The organism is Methylovorus sp. SPW-M1 (genome assembly GCF_053848825.1).
Genome location: NZ_CM132626.1, coordinates 429,928 through 448,072 on the forward strand (window position 1 = coordinate 429,928; position 18,145 = coordinate 448,072).

An 18,145-nucleotide genomic window follows, 5' to 3' on the forward strand; every position below is an offset into this window, starting at 1 on the left:
ATGCTGCTGATGATCGATAACTACGATTCGTTCACCTATAACCTGGTGCAATATCTGGGTGAGCTGGGCCAGGATGTGCAGGTCTACCGCAACGATGAAATTGACCTGGCCAAGGTGGCCGAACTGAAGCCGGATCACATTGTGATTTCGCCCGGCCCCTGTACGCCCAATGAGGCGGGTATTTCAGTGCCGCTGATCCATGAGTTTGCTGGCAAGATTCCCCTGCTGGGGGTGTGTCTCGGCCACCAGAGCATAGGCCAGGCGTTTGGCGGGCGCATCATTCACGCCAAGCAGCTGATGCACGGCAAGACCTCGCAGGTATCCCATAGCAATGTCGGGGTGTTCAGCGGTTTGCCCAATCCGTTTACTGCAACCCGTTACCATTCGCTGGTCATTGAGCGCGAAACCATACCGGATTGCCTGGAAATCACGGCATGGACTAATGACGGCGAGATCATGGGCGTGCGGCATAAAACCCTGCCGGTGGAAGGCGTGCAGTTTCATCCGGAATCCATCCTGACCGAGCACGGGCACGATCTCCTGAATAATTTCCTGAAAGCCTACTGATGGACATGACCGTCAAGGCCGCGCTGCAAAAGCTGATCCAGCATCAGAATTTCACCCACGGTGAAATGCTCTCCATCATGCGGCAGGTGATGGGGGGCGAGCTCACGCCTGCGCAGATTGCCGGGCTGCTGATCGGTTTGCGCGTCAAGGGCGAAACGGTGGATGAAATTGCCGCAGCTGCCGAAGTCATGCGCGAACTTTCCACCAAGGTGGTGGTGGCGGATGACGCCTATCTGATTGATACCTGTGGCACGGGCGGGGCGGTGAACAAGGCCTTCAATGTATCGACCTGCTCGGCATTTGTTGCCGCCGGTGCGCAGGCTCGCATTGCCAAGCACGGCAATCGGGCTGCTTCATCCAAGACCGGCAGCGCGGATGTGCTGGAGGCGCTGGGCGTCAATATCAACCTGCAGCCGGAGCAGGTCGCCCGCTGCGTGAATGAGGTCGGTATCGGCTTCATGTTTGCGCCTAATCACCATAGCGCCATGAAACATGCTGGGCCGGTGCGTCGTGAACTCGGCGTGCGTACACTGTTCAATCTCCTGGGTCCGCTGACCAATCCGGCGGGGGCCAAACGCCAGGTGATGGGCGTATTCCACAAAGACCTGGTGCCCTTGCTGGCGCATGCGCTGCAACGACTGGGCAGCGAGCACGTCATGGTGGTATTCAGCGCCGATGAGATGGATGAAATTTCTTTCTCTGGCGATACCTATGTGGCGGAACTGAAAAACGGTGTGGTCACGGAATACACCTTGAACCCTCGTGATTTCGGGATGCCTTTGCATGATGTGGATAGCATACGCGTGGAAAATGCGGCGGAATCTGCCGAGTTGATCAAGGCTGTCCTGCGTGGTGAACAAGGCCCTGCGCGCGATATCGTGCTGCTGAATGCGGGTGCGGCGATTTATGTGGCTGGTCAGGCCGCTACCTTGCAGGCGGGTATTCAGCGTGCTGCCGAGGCGATCGACAGCGGTGCCGCCATGCAGAAACTGGACGCCCTGCGTAGCCTGGCTGCATCGGCATGAAGCGTTTGATACTGGCAGCGGCGATTGCCGCTGGGTATACCATTTGGCATTTTTCCTCTGCCGCGACTGAAGTGGCTCCGGCTCCCCAGCCCATCGAGCTGGCGCGGCCAGCGACCTGGCAGGATGGCGATGCGGTTATACAGCAGGCGTTTGACCACAGGCTCAGCCATGTGCAGGTCAAGGCGCGTGGCCGCGTGGTGAAGGTGCTCAAGGATGACAACGACGGTACGCGGCATCAGCGCATACTGGTTCGCCTTGAAAACGGCATCACGGTGCTGATTGCCCATAATATTGACCTCGCCCCGCGTATTCCCGCACTGGGGGTTGGTGACGAGCTGGCGTTTTATGGCGAATATGTCTGGAATGCCAAGGGTGGCGTGGTGCACTGGACGCACCATGACCCGCAGCAACGCCATACGCCAGGCTGGCTCGAATACCAGGGCAAAACGTATCAGTAGCAAGCGAATATCCATTAGCGTATTTTTCAATTGGAACCAGCATGTCCGATATCTTGAATAAAATCCTCCGCGTGAAGCAGGCGGAAGTGCAGGCCGCCATGGCCGCCTATCCGCTCGTCATGGTGCAGCGCGACGCGCAGGCCATGCCGGCGCCGCGAGACTTTGTGGGCGCCATTCGCCAGAAGATAAAAGCTGGCCAGGCCGCGGTGATTGCCGAAATCAAAAAGGCCAGCCCCTCCAAAGGGGTAATTCGCGAAGACTTCCAGCCTGCCCAGATTGCGGCAAGCTATGAAAAGGGCGGTGCAGCCTGTCTTTCCGTGCTGACCGATCGCGATTTCTTTCAGGGCTCGCCAGAATATTTGCAGCAGGCGCGGGCCGCATGTGCCTTACCTGTGTTGCGCAAGGATTTCATGATCGAGGCGTATCAGGTGTACGAAGCCCGGGCCATGGGTGCTGATTGCATACTGCTGATCGCCGCCGCCCTGGATCTGCCACGCATGCGCCAGCTGGAAACCATTGCCCATGATCTGGGCATGGCGGTGCTGGTGGAAGTGCATAACGGGGAAGAGCTTGATCTGGCGCTTCAACTGGAGACGCCTTTGCTCGGTATCAATAACCGCAATCTGCGCACCTTTGAGGTGACGCTGGATACCACGCTGGGATTATTGCCGCGCATTCCGGCGGGCAAAATCGTCGTCACCGAATCCGGTATTTTCACGCCGGAAGATGTAGCCCTGATGCGCCAGCATGAGGTGCATACCTTCCTGGTGGGCGAGGCGTTCATGCGCCAGCCTGAGCCAGGTGCTGAACTCGCCCGTGTATTTGCCTGAGGAGTATCACCCCATGTCCGCATCCAGCAAACAATTCCTTATGAGCCGTCCGCGCCGCATGCGCCGTGATGCCTTTTCACGTCGCTTGATGCGCGAAAATGTCATCACGACCAATGACCTGATTTATCCGGTATTTGTGCTGGAGGGCGAGCAGCGCCAGGAGGAAGTAGCCTCCATGCCGGGTGTGGTGCGGCAGAGCATAGATCATCTGCTGCAAACAGCGGCTGAATGCGTGCGTCTGGGAATTCCTGCACTGGCCTTGTTCCCGGTGGTGGATCAGGCAGGCAAGAGCCTGGATGCCAATGAAGCCTATAACCCGCAAGGTTTGGTGCCGCGCGCCGTGCGTGCACTCAAAGAGGCGCACCCTGAGCTCGGCATCATCACCGATGTGGCGCTGGACCCCTACACCACGCATGGTCAGGATGGCCTGATTGATGACAGTGGCTATGTGCTGAACGATGAAACCGTGGAAGTGTTGATCCGCCAGGCGCTATGTCATGCCGAAGCAGGTGCTGACGTAGTGGCGCCATCGGACATGATGGACGGCCGCATAGGTGCCATTCGCGAGGCCTTGGAGCAACACGGGCATATTCATACCCGCATCCTGGCCTACTCGGCTAAGTATGCATCAGCGTTTTATGGGCCGTTTCGGGATGCGGTTGGCTCGTCGTCAAATCTGGGACGGGGCAACAAGTACAGTTATCAGATGGACCCTGCCAATTCAAATGAAGCATTGGTTGAAGTTGCGCTAGATCTAGAGCAAGGGGCGGATATGGTGATGGTGAAACCCGGTATGCCATATTTGGATATTGTGCGTCGTGTCAAAGATGAATTTGGGGTGCCGACCTATGCCTATCAGGTCAGCGGCGAATATGCCATGCTGAAAGCGGCCTCGCAAAATGGCTGGCTCGATGAGCAGGCCTGCGTCATGGAAGCCATGCTGGCTTTCAAGCGTGCAGGTGCTGACGGAATCCTGACTTACTTTGCGATGGATGTAGCGCGCTGGTTGCGTGGCTAGCGCATTTCTTCAAAAACGCGCCAATTCAACAACTACATTTCAAGTTCCGGATTTAACCGGGACAAGGCGATCAACGCTTTCAGGCCATCCAGGTTGACACGAGTAGATGCTTGTCCGTTTGCCGGACTGCGGGTGGGGGTGCGAAGGTCGTCTATTTCAAATACGCTGAGCCGGATCAGGCCATGCGGCCCTTCCAGTGTAAATACCGGGACCTTCTTGCGGTCCCCGCCTTTACGGTCACTGCTGCGCCTTTCGCTGACGCGGTAGGATTTTTCGTTGGTTTCATAAGGAATCTGCTGATTCAGCAGGAACATCTCGACATCCTTGAGGCTGTCGGCGAAGAGATGGATGTGGGTTTCCGCAAATTTGCCGGCGGTGCCGTCCAGCACCGGGCCGGTCAAGTGCGGGTTGAAGCGCTCCAGCAGCCGCATCACAATCACGGCGTCGGCCCTTAGCTGGCGCAGGTTTTCCGGCTGATCTTCGCTGTTGTAGATCTCGTGATAGAGCCGGATTTCTTCTTCAATCTCGCTATTGGTCGGCAGGCAATTGATGTCAGTGGCCCCCAACTGCTTGCCCGCCTTGCGCTTGGCATGGCTGAAGTCGGTGATGCCTTCTTCGGCCATCATGCGCGCCGCCTGCTGTGCAATCAGCTGTCTCAGATGCTGCTGTCGGCCTGAACTGTCTTTTGCCATGATGCCTGCTCTACCTCGCCCGTTAGGGCATTGCTAACGCTTTATAAAATCTCTGTAAACCGCTCGCCAGAACAACGAATCTTCCCTAACCCCAGACTTTCGTCACGCTAGAACAACTGATCAGCACGGGTGGGGTCCGTTGCCGTGGATTCTGGCGGTTTGCTGGTCGGGAAGCCTGGAATCGGACTGAAGGTATTGTCTTCAGCTTCTGGTGGCATGAATTCCTGATAGAAGTATTCATATATGCCGCTTTCATCATCGCTCACCCGCATGCCGGTGTGGGGATTGATCTTCACCGACGTGATGCCCTGTGGCACAGAGTATGGCTCATCCGGCATATTGCGCAAGGCGCTGGTCATGTAGTCTATCCAGATCGGCAATGCGGCGCGACCGCCGGTTTCATTGCTGCCGAGCGAGCGTGGCTGGTCATAACCGATCCAGGTGATGGCGACTTGTTTCGGGTTAAAGCCTGCAAACCAGGCATCGACCTGGCTATTGGTGGTGCCGGTCTTGCCCGCAAGGTCATAACGGCCAATCTGGCGGGCCTTGGCAGCGGTGCCGATACGTGCCACGTCCTGCATCATGGAGGTCATGAGGAAGGCGTTGCGGCCATCAATTACCCGCACGGCATTTTTGCCAACTTCATCAAACTTGGTTTCTTCGATTACCTTGCCGCGTGGGTCCACGATCTTGCTGATGATGTAAGGGCGTACGCGGTAGCCGCCATTGGCAAACACGGCATACGCACCTGCCATCTGCCAGGGCGTCACTGAGCCAGAACCCAGCGCCATGGCCAGATAAGGAGGGTGGTCCTTGGGCGAAAAGCCAAAGCGGGTAATGTAATCTTGCGCGTAACGCACGCCTATGCTTTGCAAAATGCGGATGGAGACCATGTTCTTGGACTTGGTCAGCGCGGTACGCATGCGCATCGGGCCTTCGTAGGTGTTGTCGAAGTTTTTGGGTTCCCATGCCGAGCCACTGCCGGTTTCGGCAGCCGACAGCGTGAGCGGTTCATCCTCGATCATGCTGGCTGGAGTGAAGCCTTTTTCCAGCGCGGCTGAATAGATGAATGGCTTGAAGCTGGAACCCGGCTGGCGCCAGGCCTGTGTCACGTGGTTGAACTTGTTGCGGTTGAAATCAAAACCGCCGACCAGCGCACGTACCGCCCCGTTGGAAGGGTCCAGCGCAATAAAGCCCGACTGCACTTGGGGCAGTTGCGTAATCTGCCAGCCATCCGTGGTCTTCACGATGCGAACAATGGCCCCCGGTTGCAGCTTGCGCTTGGTCGGGTCTTTTTCATTCAGTGTTTTCTGCACCAGTGACAGGCCGTTGCCGGTGATCTGGATATCTTCGCCGCTCTGCGAATGCACGGTCACCAGTTTGGGGCTCAGGTTGATGACCATGGCAGGGATCAGGCCATTCGATACCTCTATCTCATCCAGGGCCTTGTCCACCCAGTTGGCTTCCTCTTCGGTGCCGTGTGCGGGTGGATGAATCACTTTTTCCGGGCCGCGATAGCCATGGCGGCTATCGTAATCCAGTATGCCTTGCAGCACGGCCTTGTTCGCGGCCTCCTGGTTGGATTTGCGGATGGTGGTGTAGACCTTGAGGCCGCTGGTGTAGATGTCATCCTTGTAGCGCTGATACATCATTTGCCGGGCGATTTCGGCCACATAATCGGCAGACAGGTCGCGCACTTGCTTGGTCTGACGGAATTTTTGCGGCTCTTTTAAAGCATTGTTGTAAGTATTTTCATCGATGTAGCGCAATTCCTGCATGCGCCGCAAAACGTAGTGCTGGCGCGCTGTGGCGCGTTTTGGATTGGCAAAAGGGTTGTAGCGGGAAGGTGCTTTTGGCAATCCGGCCAGCATGGCGGCTTCCGCCACACTCAATTTATTTAAAGGCTTGCCGTAATAGACTTGTGAAGCTGCGGCAAAACCATACGAACGCTGCCCCAGGTAGATCTGGTTGATGTAAAGCTCAAGGATCTGATCCTTGGTCAGGTTGTGTTCAATCTTGATGGCCAGCAGGGCTTCACTGAGTTTGCGCGAAGCGGTTTTTTCGCTGGAGAGAAAGAAGTTGCGGGCGACCTGCATGGTAATGGTGCTGGCGCCTTCCTTGAAGCTGCCGGAGGTGACGTTGGCAATGGCGGCGCGCAGGATGCCCATGGTGTCTACCCCGCCGTGCTTGTAAAAGCGTTCATCTTCAGCGGCAAGAATGGCGTGTTTGAGTGAGGCGGGTACATCCTCGATTTTGATGAAGGCGCGGCGCTCTTCACCAAATTCACCGATGAGGTAATTGTCCTCGGAATATACCCGTAATGGCACCTTGGGTTTGTAGTCCGTCAGTGCATCAAGCGAGGGTAGTTCCGGGTAGATAAGGGTGGCCGCGAGGCCGATGAGCGCAGTGAAAACCAATCCGAGTACCAGGGCAATCAGAATCAGAAACTGCCACCATTTTTTGGGAAGCATGGAGAGATTTAATCAGTAAACGATGTGGGGACATTATATGAGTCTGATCGGCCAAATGGAAAAATATAATTCGCTTTACACTATTTAAACTTGTTGCTAGCATTTAATGTAAATTATTAGTGTTGCGCGTAACTACTCAATATAGAAAGGGAATTTCATTTTGAAATTCGACTTTTTCAAAGAAAAGACGCAGCCGTTGGTGGGGGTGGACATAAGCGCTAGCTCCGTCAAAATGGTCGAGCTGTCGACGGGAAGCAAGGGTGGTTACCACCTGGAGGGGTACGCTATCGCCTCGCTGGCCAAAGATGCTGTCGTCGATGGCAACATTGCCGGTCTTGAGCAGGTGGCAGATGCCGTCAAGCGCGCCTGGAAGCTGCTCGGTTCCCGCGAAAAACGCACAGCACTGGCATTGCCAGCTGCGGCTGTCATCAGTAAAAAAGTCATCATGCCTGGCGGCTTGCGCGAAGAAGAGATGGAGCTGCAAGTCGAGGGCGAAGCCAATCAATACATCCCGTTCTCGCTGGATGAAGTCAATATCGATTTTCAAGTACTGGGCCCCGCTCCCAGCAGTGCCGAAGAAGTTGAAGTCCTGATTGCCGCTTCCCGCAAGGAAAAAATCGAAGATCGCGTTGCCGCGGTGGAAGGTGCTGGACTCAAGGCGCTGGTGGTGGATGTGGAAACCTACGCTACCGAGGCGGCCTACACGCTGATCGCCAATCAATTGCCCAATCAGGGGCGTGAGCAGACTGTGATGATTGTGGATATTGGCGCGGTGATGACTCACATCAATGTGCTGCACAACAATCAATCGGTTTACATCCGCGAACAGACGTTCGGTGGCGGCCAGCTTACCCAGGAAATCCAGCGCCGCTTTGGCCTCACGCCAGAAGAGGCCGAAATCTCCAAACGCAAGGGTGGCCTGCCAGAAAGCTACGAGGCCGAAGTCATGCAGCCCTTCATGCAGACCCTGGCGCTTGAAGTGGCGCGCGCCCTGCAATTCTTCACCAGTTCAACCCAGTACAACCGCGTCGACCATATCGTTCTGGCGGGCGGGTGTGCGGCGATTCCTGGCATTGATGCCTTGGTGCAGGAGCGTACCCAGGTAAATGCGATAATCGCCAACCCGTTTGCGGGCATGACGATCAACCCCAAGATCAAGCTGCAGCAATTAATGGCCGATGCGCCATCCATGCTGATTGCTTGCGGACTGGCGATGCGCGGGGTGCATGCATGATCAGAATCAACCTGCTGCCACACCGGCAGATTAAACGCGCCGAGCGTCAGCGTGAATTCAACCTCATGCTGGTGGGTACGTTGATTCTGGGCGTGGTCATTGTGTTTATGGTGCAGACCTTTATCGGTGCCAATATTGATTCCCAGGTGAATCGCAATACCCGCCTCGAACAAGCTAACGCCCAGCTTGACCAGCAGATTGCCGAAATCAAGGAGCTGAAAAACGAAATCAGTGCGGTGCTTGAGCGCAAGCAGGTGGTGGAAAACCTGCAAACCAACCGTAGCCAGACCGTGATGGTTCTGGATGAATTGTCACGTGAGCTGCCAGAGGGCATGTTCCTCAAGTCGATCAAGCAGCAAGGCAGCGTCATTACCATTGAAGGCATCGCGGATACCAATGCGCGTGTGGCCGCCCTGGTGCGTAACCTTTCCAGCTCGCCTGCCATGGAGTCGCCCAGCCTGGTCGAAATCAAATCCGCTACCGTCAATGGCATGAAGCAGAACGACTTCATCATGAACGTCAATATCAAGATCCGGCAGCCTGACAGCGCTGATGAGCCCAAGGGCAAAATCTCATGAATTTACAGGATTTCAACCAGATTGATCTGAAGACCGCTGGCAACCTGCCTTTGCCGGTGAAAGCGGTATTGTTGGGCGTGATGTTGCTGCTGATTGTGGCGGCTGGCTACTGGTTTGTCTGGAGCCCGTCGCTGGAAGAACTGGATCAGGCCAAAGCGAAGGAAGGCCAGTTGCGCGAAGTATTTGTCACCAAAAAGCGTCAGGCCATCAATCTGGAGGCTTACAAAAAACAGATGGTGGAAATCGAGCGAACATTTGGCGCACTGCTGAAGCAGTTGCCGGATAAATCGCAGATGGATGGCTTGCTCACCGATATCAATCAGGTGGGCCTGGAGCGTGGCCTGGAGTTTGAGCTGTTCAAACCCGGTCAGGAAGTGGTGGCGGATTTTTATGCCGAGATGCCCATTTCCATCAAGGTGATAGGCAATTACCACGATCTTGGCCTGTTTGCGGCGGATGTATCTCGCCTTTCTCGCATCGTGACTTTGAACGACATTGCGATCAGCAGCGCCAACAAGGATAGCAAGGATTCGAAGCTGGTCATGGAAGCCGTCGCCAAGACCTACCGCTATCTGGATGCCAATGAAGTGGCCGCCAAAAAAGCCGCTGACAAAGCGATCAAGAAATAAGGATGCGGCCAATCATGATGAATAATTCCCCAACCTCCACCCTGGCATCGCTGCGCGTGTTTTGCGCCATGTGTCTGGCATTGGTGCTCAGTGCCTGCGGCGGTGATCAGGGCGATGACCTTGACCAATTCATGCAGAACGCGGCCAAGGACATGAAAGTCAAGATCGAACCTATCCCCGAAGTGAAGCCTTACAGTCCGTTTGAATACAACGCGGATGGCACCTTGCATGATCCGTTCAAGGCGCGCAAGGCCCAGTCCGGAAGAGGTTTGCAGCCCAATCTCAGTCGTGCACGTGAGCCGCTTGAGGGTTATCCGCTGGAAAGCCTCAAATATGTGGGGTCGCTCAGCAAAGCCAATTTGAAGTATGCCTTGATAAAAACGCCGGATGAAAATATCCAGCAAGTAAAAATAGGCAATTACGTGGGTCAAAATTTCGGGATCGTGACCGATATAAATGATGACGCAGTGGTATTAAAAGAAATCGTACAGGACGAGCTCAGCGGCGACTGGACGGAAAGAACTTCAAGTATGGGATTGCAGGAATAGGGTGGTGAAATGACATACAGCAAATTTTTTAGCGGCCTGGCGGGCATCTTCGTGATGTTGACGCTAGTTTCACCGGCAGCGGCTGCGGATGAGCAGAACGCATTCCTCAACAAAATTGAAAAGGTCGAGTTTTCCGCCATGCCCGGTGGGCGTGTCGCCGTGCGTATTCAGACTACGCAGCCGCTTTCGAATGTGCCTGCCGGTTTTACCCTGACCAATCCCTCCCGTATCGCGCTGGATTTCCCCGGTGTGGGCAATGGCTTGCAGCGCAACAGCTTGCCTGCCGAGCAGGGCGTGCTGAAAAGTGTGAGCCTGGCACAGGCAAAAGACAGAACCCGGATGGTGCTGAATCTCAGCAAGTCTGTGGGCTATAGCACCAGTACCGATGGCAATGCCACGATTATTCTGTTGCAAACCACCGAAGTTGCTGCCAACCAGACCACGGTAACCCGCTTTGCCGAGCCCAAGGCGGGCGATAAATCGCATAGTGTGACCAATGTGGATTTCATGCGCGGCAAGAATGGCGAAGGCCGCGTGATGGTGGATTTGTCTGATCCTGCCGCCGGGATTGATATCCGCCAGCAAGGCAAAACCATCGTGGTGGATTTTGTGAATACCGATATTGCCGCTTCCTTGCAACGTCGGCTTAACGTAATCAACTTCAATACGCCTGTGCTGTATGTCGATGCCATGCAGCAGGGCAAGAATACCCGCCTGGTGATCGAGCCCAAAGGCAACTGGGAGCAGTCTGCCTATCAGGCGGACAAGAAATTCATTATTGATGTTCGCCCAGTGGTGGAAGACCCCAACAAACTGGTACAGGGCAGCAAGCCCGGGTATGCCGGCGAAAAGCTTTCCCTGAACTTCCAGAATATTGACGTGCGCTCGGTGCTGCAGGTGATTGCCGACTTCACTGGCTTGAACATCATTACCAGCGATACGGTATCTGGCAATCTGACTTTGCGCCTGAAAGATGTGCCTTGGGATCAGGCGCTGGATATCATCATGTCCAGCAAGGGCCTTACCCAGCGTAAATCCGGCAATGTCATCATGGTGGCGCCGATGGAAGAAGTCGCCGCCAAGGAGAAGCTGAGTCTGGAAGCCAGCCAGCAGATTGAGGATCTGGAGCCTGTGCGTACGGAAGTCTTCACCTTGAAGTACATGAAGGCCGAATCGCTGAAGAATATCCTCACCGATGAAAAGCAGAAGATATTGTCCAAGCGTGGCAGTGCCGTGCTGGACCCCAGAACCAATACCGTGTTTGTGCAGGATACCGCCAAGCATCTGGAAGAAATCCAGCAGATCATCAACAAGACCGATATTCCTGTGAAGCAGGTGATGATCGAGTCGCGCCTGGTGATTGCGGATGAAAAATTTGGCAAGAGCCTGGGGGCACGTTTCGGCATGACCCAGCAAAGTGCCGATGGCAGAAACGTGATTGGCGGTACCTTGGGTAACCGTATTACCGAAGTGTCCAGCGATGGCACCATCACTCAGGGTACACATAACGGTACCATCCAGACAGCCACCACAGGCAGCACGGCAACCAGCTCCGATGGCGAGCCCGACCTGATGTCCAATCTGCCGGTTTCCAATGCTTACGGCAACCTGGCCTTTACCCTGCTGCGCCTGCCAGCCGGTTTGCTGCTCAACCTTGAGTTGTCGGCACTGGAAACCGACAAGCGTGGCAAGGTGGTGTCCAGCCCGCGTGTGACCACGGCCAACCAGAAAAAAGCCCAGATCCAGCAAGGTACCAAGATTCCGTATTTGCGTGCCAGCAGCAGTGGTGCAACGAGCGTGCAGTTTGTGGATGCGACGCTGAGTCTGGAAGTGACCCCGCAAGTCACGCCGGATGACAAGATCATCATGGATCTCACCATCAAGAAAGACCGTGTGGGCCAGATTTTCTCCGGTGTGCCATCGATTGAAACGCAGAGTGTGGATACCCAGGTACTGGTATCTAACGGTGAAACTGCCGTGCTGGGTGGCATTTACGAGCAGACCGAACGTAATGACGTGGACAAGGTGCCCTTCTTTGGCGATTTGCCTTTCGTGGGTAACGTGTTCAAACGCCGCGTGAAGCAGAATGACAAAACCGAACTGCTGATTTTCATCACGCCCAAGATCATGGATGACAATCTGTCTATCCGCTAGACAATATCTGACAGTCCGAACGTAATCCCTTAAAATGCCTGTTATGAAAATAACAGGCATTTTTTATGGCGGGGAACATCTTTTTTGTCGGGCTGATGGGTGCAGGCAAAACCACCGTGGGCCGTGTGCTGGCCAAGCATCTGCATAAAGCGTTCTACGATAGCGATCACGAGATTGAGCGCCGCACTGGCGTCAGCATTCCCTACATTTTTGAAGTGGAAGGCGAGGCGGGATTTCGTCGCCGTGAAAGCGCCATGATAGATGAGCTGGTGCGCATGCCTGATGTGGTGGTTGCCACCGGCGGCGGCGCTGTACTGCTGGATGAAAATCGCAAGAACCTTAAGCAGCATGGCACCGTCATTTACCTGAGAGCGCATGTGAACGAGCTGTGGATCCGGACGCGCAACGATAAAAATCGCCCCTTGCTGCAAACGGCAGACCCGCGCAAGCGACTGGAGCAATTATTCGAGCAGCGCGACCCTTTGTATCGCGAAGTGGCGCATCATGTGGTGGATACAGGCGGCCAGTCGGTTAACACCATTGTTCACCAGATTGAATCATTGATTGGTTAAGGAATATGCAGACATTACAGGTTGAGTTGGGCGAGCGCGCCTATCCTATCCACATAGGCAGTCATTTGCTGGCGCGGGCGGATTTGATCCTGCCGCATCTCAAACGCAAGCAGGTCGCCATCGTGACCAATACCACGGTCGCGCCGCTGTATCTGGAACAGCTGTCGCAAACATTGCAGGCCGCGGGTGTTGCCGTTATCCCCATCATCCTGCCCGATGGTGAGCAGTACAAAAACAGCGATACCCTGAACCTGATCTACGACGCCCTGCTGCAGCACCGTTGCGAGCGCAGCACTACCTTGATCGCGCTGGGCGGCGGAGTGATTGGCGACCTGACGGGCTATGCTGCGGCCACCTATTTGCGTGGTGTTCCTTTCATTCAGATTCCCACCACCTTGTTATCGCAGGTGGATTCCTCTGTGGGTGGCAAAACCGGGATCAACCATCCCTTGGGCAAAAACATGATAGGCGCGTTTTATCAGCCGCAGCTGGTGCTGGCGGATATTGCCACCTTGCATACCCTGCCAGCGCGTGAGTTATCTGCGGGCCTTGCCGAGGTTATCAAATACGGCCTGATTCGCGACTTGCCATTTTTTGAATGGCTAGAAGTTCACATGGCCGAGTTGGTGGCCTTGGATGAAGATGCCTTGCGTTACGCGATCTATCGCTCATGCGAAAACAAGGCCGAAGTGGTTGCCAAAGATGAGCGCGAGTCTGGTGAGCGTGCCCTGCTGAATCTTGGCCATACCTTCGGGCATGCCGTGGAGAATGCCATGGGTTATGGCGTATGGCTGCATGGTGAGGCGGTGGCGGCTGGCACTATGCTGGCGGCCGATTTGTCACGTCGCATGGGCTGGTTGTCCGATGCGGATATTGCCCGCATGCGTGCTATTTTTGTAGCGGCTGGATTACCGGTGGAAGCGCCAGCTCTGGGTGTGGAGCGTTATTTGGACCTCATGGGGCTGGATAAAAAGGTAGTAGATGGCAAGATTCGTTTTGTCCTGCAACAAGGCATAGGCAAATCCCTGGTCACCAGCGATTACGATAAAGCCGCCTTGCAAGCAACGCTGGCGTTGGCAGCATGAGCCGCCTGGCGAACTACGCAGCCCATCCCGAGCGCAGCCTGGGGCGGCGGCATGCCGAGCCAGACCCGCAGGGTCGCAACCAGTTTCAACGTGACCGCGACCGCATCATTCACTCCAGCGCCTTCCGTCGGCTGGAATATAAAACCCAGGTCTTCGTGAATCACGAAGGTGATTTGTTTCGTACCCGCCTGACGCACAGCCTGGAAGTGGCGCAGATTGGTCGGGCCATTGCGCGTAATTTAAACCTGCATGAAGACCTGATCGAAGGGATTGCCCTGGCCCACGACCTGGGGCATACGCCATTTGGCCATGCCGGGCAGGATGCCTTGAATGAATGCATGCGCGATTACGGTGGGTTTGAACATAACCTGCAATCCCTGCGCGTGGTCGATCATCTTGAGCAACGCTACGCCGAATTTGATGGCCTGAACCTGACCTTTGAAATGCGCGAAGGCATACTCAAGCATTGCTCGCTGAAAAACGCCAGAAAGCTGGGCGATGTGGGCGAGCGCTTCATCAACAAGACGCAGCCCTCCCTTGAGGCGCAAGTAGCGAATCTTGCCGATGAGATTGCCTATAATAATCACGATGTGGATGACGGCTTGCGCTCCGGCCTGATATCGCTAGACCAGCTGGCTGAAGTCGCCATTTTTGCCGAGCACCTGCAACAGGTCAAAGACAAATATCCCAATCTGGCGGATCGCCGTCTGATCCATGAAACCATACGTCGGATGATCAATACCCAGATCGTCGATTTGTGCAGTGAAAGTAGCCGTCATATTGCCGAACATGCACCTTCTTCCATTGAAGAAGTCCGTCAAACGCCAGCGCTGATCAGTTTCAGTGCCGGCATGGCCAAACAGCAGGCCGAGCTCAAAAAGTTTCTGCGCACCAAGCTTTACCGCCATTACCGCGTTAATCGCATGAGCAATAAGGCGCATCGCATCATTACCGAGCTGTTTCGCGAGTTCATGCTGGACAGCACCATCATGCCTGACGAATTTCAACAACGCGCTGAACAAGACAAGCCTCGCGCGGTGGCTGACTATATAGCAGGCATGACCGATCGATATGCCATGCGTGAATACCAGCGCATGTTTTCGATCTCAGAACGCGAGCTTTAAATAGCGGGTTGAGGGCCTCATGCCAGTGGCGTTGAGGTTCTTTGCTGAATTCTGCATCGTCATCTCGATCGCGCGCGCCATCTCTTTTAATCTCTTAGAAGAATCTCCTAAGGGGCTGATGTCATTATTAATTTCCTCCAACACTCAGCCCTTATTTTTAGTGCAAATTTACACAAAGCTACATCGTGTTGCATGAAAACAACATTCGTTAATAAATTGTAACGAAATCGTATATTTGTCTTGCGGCGCAACTTTCGACTTTGGCATACTGCATCTACCTTCTCGCAAGGGGAGTTCGCGAACTCTTTCGATGCACATGCAAAAAGTGTACGAAAGTTAATATAAAACGCATTAGGAGATTTATATGAACAAGAAACTGGGCCTGGCAGTAGCTGGTGCTGTAATGGCATTTGGCGCATCTGCTGCTAACGCTGCGATCACCATCCCTGCTGGTGATTGGACAATCGACATCGGTGGTAACGTTAACGCTTACTACACTCACACTAAATTCTCTGGCGATCTCAGAACCGCAGGTCAGGAAGATGTAGCTAACACCGTGCAAACCGGTCTGCTGCCTTCCGCTCTGGGTATCGGTGGTAAGACTCGTCAAAACGATCTGGACATCGCATTCCAATTCACATTCTTCACCGGTGTTGATTCTGGTAATGGTTCATCTGGCGGTAATAACAGCCTGAATATTCGTCAAGCCTACTTGACCTTCGGTGACAAGAGCTGGGGTACTATCAAGGGTGGTCGTGATCTGGGCATCTATGGTTCTGACGCTATCTTGTCTGACATGACTCTGCTGGGCGTTGGTATCGGTGCTGGTAGCGGTGGTTCTTCAACACTCGGTCGTATCGGTTCTGGCTACATGTATGCAGACTGGGTTGGTCAAATCTCCTATACTTCCCCAAACTGGAATGGTTTTAGCTTTGCTGTAGGTGTACGTGAGCCTTGGAGTAATTCTCTGGGTTCCGCTACTACCGATAGTAACGGCAATGCAATCTCGGCAAGTAACTCGGCTATCCGTAACGACATGGGCTACGAAGGTAAGGTTAGCTATGAGTGGACTGGCGATTACGCTGGTAAGATCTGGGCTTCTGCAATCAGCCAAAAACATAGCAGCGATACAAGTGCTGTAGCATTTGATGGCTATACATCACGTGGTTATGACGTAGGCGGTAAGATCAGTGTAGCTGGTCTAGGTCTGGTTGGTTACTACTATGATGGTAAGGGCTTGTCTGGTACCCCTAACATTCTGAGCGGTCTGGTATTCACTGCTGGTCAGAAGACTGATGACAAGGGTGGCTACGTACAAGCTACTTACGTTCTTCCAGGTGTAGGTACCAAGCTGGGTGCTTCTTACGGTATCAGCAAAATCAAGCCTGAAGGCACTGGTAGCGAATTCGAGAACAAGTCTTGGATCGTTGGTGCTTACCATCCTCTGACTAAGAGCCTGAACCTGGTTGCTGAATACACCGACAACAAGCTTGAGAACGTTGCTTTCGACTCAACTCGTGACGGTAAAGCCAAGACTATCTCTCTGGGCGCGATTCTGTTCTTCTAAGATTTATTCTTAGTTGAATTGAAGCTTAAACGGCACCTTCGGGTGCCGTTTTTATTTAGGAAGAGAAAATGAAATTTGTGTTGATTGGCTTGTTTGCATTGGCTTTACCCGGATGTGCACAGTTGATGCACGGTGAACAACAGCCTGTGGTGCCCAAGGGCAATGGCGAGTATTACACCTCATGCAGTGGTGCGGTCGAGGACTGGAATTCCTGTCACGTAAAAGCCCGTAAGGCTTGCGCTGGCGAATATGAAACGATCAAGAAGAATGAAAGTGCAGTGGGCGGTCGACGTGAGTTGACGTTCCAATGCGTGCGTTGAGTTGGCTTTTATTCAGAAATAGCATGGGGTTGCGCGACTTGATTGGTCGCGTGGTCTCATGATCACCAAGCGCTAAGTGACAGACAGATATGGCATTCAATCAACAAGCTCCGGTAAGTCTATTACAGGCATTGCGTACGGCACATCAATTGCATGCCGCGGGCGATCAAAAACAAGCAGAGCTTATTTGCCAGCAAATACTCGCCGCTGATGCCCGACAGCCAGATGCGATTCATTTGCTTGGGGTGATCGCCCTGCAGGATGGCAATATGGAAAAGGCGACGCAGCATTTTCAAAAAGCCATCAAGATCAATAGCAAAAATCCGCAATTCCATAGCAATTTAGGCTTGGCCTGGCACGAGCAGGGTAAGCTCAAAGAGGCTGAGCAGTGTTATAAGCAGGCGATTGCATTGGATGCCCGTTATCTGGATGCCTGGTATAACCTGCATGCTTTGTTGATTCGGCCGGGTGATTATCTGCCGGCTTGTGAGGCGTTGAACAAGGTGTTGGCCTTGAATCCACATGATCAGGAGGCGCGCTTGATGCTGGCGATTCTGCTTGATTATGCTGGCAAGCTGGAGCAAAGCCTGCAGATGGAACAGATGCTGGATGTTACCAGCCCGCTGATGAAAGCGCGTCTGGATGCCTGGCATTATTTCCGTGCGTTGTCAGAGAAGCCGCTGATTACGGGGAGCAACCTTGCGACGTTCAAACGTGCCGTTGCTCAAGCCAATATCAAGGGCCTGGTAATGGAGTTTGGGGTGCGACATGGCAACAGCATCCGGCAACTGGTACAGCTGGTCGGGCAAGAAGCGCATGGTTTTGACAGCTTTCAGGGCTTGCCCGAGGATTGGCATGCCGAATCTCGAGGCAGTTACTCGACCAAGGGCGTGATACCCAAAGTGCCGCCTATGGTTAAACTGCACGCCGGGTGGTTTGATGAAACCTTGCCTGTATTCGTAGCAAAACACGAAGGCGCTGTTCGCCTCATCAACATCGACTGCGATATCTACAGCTCAACCAAGACAGTGCTGGATACGCTGGCAGATCGTATTGTTCCGGGTACGATAATCGTCTTTGATGAATACATTGGTAACGAGCATTGGCGCGAGGATGAGTACAAGGCTTTTCAGGAGGCGGTCGTTGCTTATGGTTGGCGCTACGAATATCTGGCGGTGAGTTTCTTTACCAAGCAGGTGGTGGTGAAGATTACCGAGGTGGGCCAGCACTGATCACTGGCCCGGTGTCCTCGTATCCTTATCGTTTCGTTTTG

18 protein-coding genes are annotated in these 18,145 nt (G+C 54.1%); 16 read left to right on the top strand and 2 right to left on the bottom strand.

Features of this window, described 5'->3' with window-relative positions:
• From pabA to hemB, 5 genes are read left to right on the top strand one after another with little or no spacing between them, the layout of a single operon-like run.
• On the top strand, positions 1–567 hold the full coding sequence (gene pabA, locus ACWWD9_RS01935) for an aminodeoxychorismate/anthranilate synthase component II (RefSeq protein ID WP_455867561.1): 567 nt from the start codon (positions 1–3) through the stop codon (positions 565–567).
• Positions 567–1,592, top strand: coding sequence for an anthranilate phosphoribosyltransferase (gene trpD / locus ACWWD9_RS01940; RefSeq protein WP_455867562.1), 1,026 nt, complete (start codon positions 567–569; stop codon positions 1,590–1,592). Before pabA ends, trpD begins: the two co-directional genes overlap by 1 nt.
• Positions 1,589–2,050, top strand: coding sequence for a DUF3465 domain-containing protein (locus ACWWD9_RS01945; RefSeq protein ID WP_013443222.1), 462 nt, complete (start codon positions 1,589–1,591; stop codon positions 2,048–2,050). The genes trpD and ACWWD9_RS01945 overlap by 4 nt, the downstream gene beginning before the upstream one ends.
• 41 nt (positions 2,051–2,091) lie before the next feature.
• A complete protein-coding gene (trpC, locus tag ACWWD9_RS01950) occupies positions 2,092–2,880 on the top strand; it encodes an indole-3-glycerol phosphate synthase TrpC (RefSeq protein ID WP_455867563.1) in 789 nt (262 codons plus the stop codon).
• Positions 2,881–2,893: 13 nt separating this feature from the next.
• The gene (gene hemB / locus ACWWD9_RS01955) at positions 2,894–3,898 is read left to right on the top strand and encodes a porphobilinogen synthase (RefSeq protein ID WP_455867564.1); all 1,005 of its coding nucleotides are present in this window, start codon (positions 2,894–2,896) and stop codon (positions 3,896–3,898) included.
• A gap of 32 nt (positions 3,899–3,930) precedes the next feature.
• Here the strand turns inward: hemB and ACWWD9_RS01960 are convergent, their stop codons facing one another.
• Positions 3,931–4,590 (bottom strand): hypothetical protein, encoded by a 660-nt coding sequence (locus ACWWD9_RS01960; RefSeq protein WP_015830998.1) that lies wholly within the window; start codon positions 4,588–4,590, stop codon positions 3,931–3,933.
• 107 nt (positions 4,591–4,697) lie between these two features.
• Positions 4,698–7,061, bottom strand: coding sequence for a penicillin-binding protein 1A (locus tag ACWWD9_RS01965; RefSeq protein WP_013443218.1), 2,364 nt, complete (start codon positions 7,059–7,061; stop codon positions 4,698–4,700).
• A 160-nt stretch (positions 7,062–7,221) separates the two neighbouring features.
• On the opposite strand from ACWWD9_RS01965, the gene ACWWD9_RS01970 reads away from it, so the two are divergent.
• The 11 genes from ACWWD9_RS01970 to ACWWD9_RS02020 all read left to right on the top strand — a co-directional run bounded on the left by ACWWD9_RS01970 (position 7,222) and on the right by ACWWD9_RS02020 (position 18,104).
• Positions 7,222–8,295: a pilus assembly protein PilM gene (locus ACWWD9_RS01970; RefSeq protein WP_455867565.1), complete on the top strand. Its 1,074-nt coding sequence runs from the start codon at positions 7,222–7,224 to the stop codon at positions 8,293–8,295.
• A complete protein-coding gene (locus tag ACWWD9_RS01975) occupies positions 8,292–8,873 on the top strand; it encodes a PilN domain-containing protein (RefSeq protein WP_455867566.1) in 582 nt (193 codons plus the stop codon). Before ACWWD9_RS01970 ends, ACWWD9_RS01975 begins: the two co-directional genes overlap by 4 nt.
• The gene (locus tag ACWWD9_RS01980) at positions 8,870–9,502 is read left to right on the top strand and encodes a type IV pilus inner membrane component PilO (protein ID WP_013443215.1); all 633 of its coding nucleotides are present in this window, start codon (positions 8,870–8,872) and stop codon (positions 9,500–9,502) included. Before ACWWD9_RS01975 ends, ACWWD9_RS01980 begins: the two co-directional genes overlap by 4 nt.
• Before the next feature lie 14 nt (positions 9,503–9,516).
• Positions 9,517–10,050 (top strand): pilus assembly protein PilP, encoded by a 534-nt coding sequence (locus tag ACWWD9_RS01985; protein WP_455867567.1) that lies wholly within the window; start codon positions 9,517–9,519, stop codon positions 10,048–10,050.
• A 9-nt stretch (positions 10,051–10,059) separates the two neighbouring features.
• Positions 10,060–12,204, top strand: coding sequence for a type IV pilus secretin PilQ (gene pilQ, locus ACWWD9_RS01990; protein ID WP_455867568.1), 2,145 nt, complete (start codon positions 10,060–10,062; stop codon positions 12,202–12,204).
• A gap of 65 nt (positions 12,205–12,269) precedes the next feature.
• Positions 12,270–12,776: a shikimate kinase gene (locus tag ACWWD9_RS01995; protein ID WP_013443212.1), complete on the top strand. Its 507-nt coding sequence runs from the start codon at positions 12,270–12,272 to the stop codon at positions 12,774–12,776.
• A gap of 5 nt (positions 12,777–12,781) precedes the next feature.
• Positions 12,782–13,861, top strand: coding sequence for a 3-dehydroquinate synthase (gene aroB, locus ACWWD9_RS02000; RefSeq protein WP_455867569.1), 1,080 nt, complete (start codon positions 12,782–12,784; stop codon positions 13,859–13,861).
• Positions 13,858–14,985, top strand: coding sequence for a deoxyguanosinetriphosphate triphosphohydrolase (locus tag ACWWD9_RS02005; protein ID WP_013443210.1), 1,128 nt, complete (start codon positions 13,858–13,860; stop codon positions 14,983–14,985). The genes aroB and ACWWD9_RS02005 overlap by 4 nt, the downstream gene beginning before the upstream one ends.
• 364 nt (positions 14,986–15,349) lie before the next feature.
• Positions 15,350–16,552 carry a porin gene (locus ACWWD9_RS02010; protein ID WP_455867570.1) on the top strand — a complete coding sequence of 401 codons (1,203 nt, stop codon included), beginning with the start codon at positions 15,350–15,352 and terminating at the stop codon, positions 16,550–16,552.
• Positions 16,553–16,620: 68 nt separating this feature from the next.
• Positions 16,621–16,872, top strand: a complete 252-nt coding sequence (locus ACWWD9_RS02015) for a hypothetical protein (protein WP_015830991.1) — start codon at positions 16,621–16,623, stop codon at positions 16,870–16,872.
• 89 nt (positions 16,873–16,961) lie between these two features.
• On the top strand, positions 16,962–18,104 hold the full coding sequence (locus tag ACWWD9_RS02020) for a tetratricopeptide repeat protein (RefSeq protein WP_455867571.1): 1,143 nt from the start codon (positions 16,962–16,964) through the stop codon (positions 18,102–18,104).
• Positions 18,105–18,145: the final 41 nt, after the last annotated feature.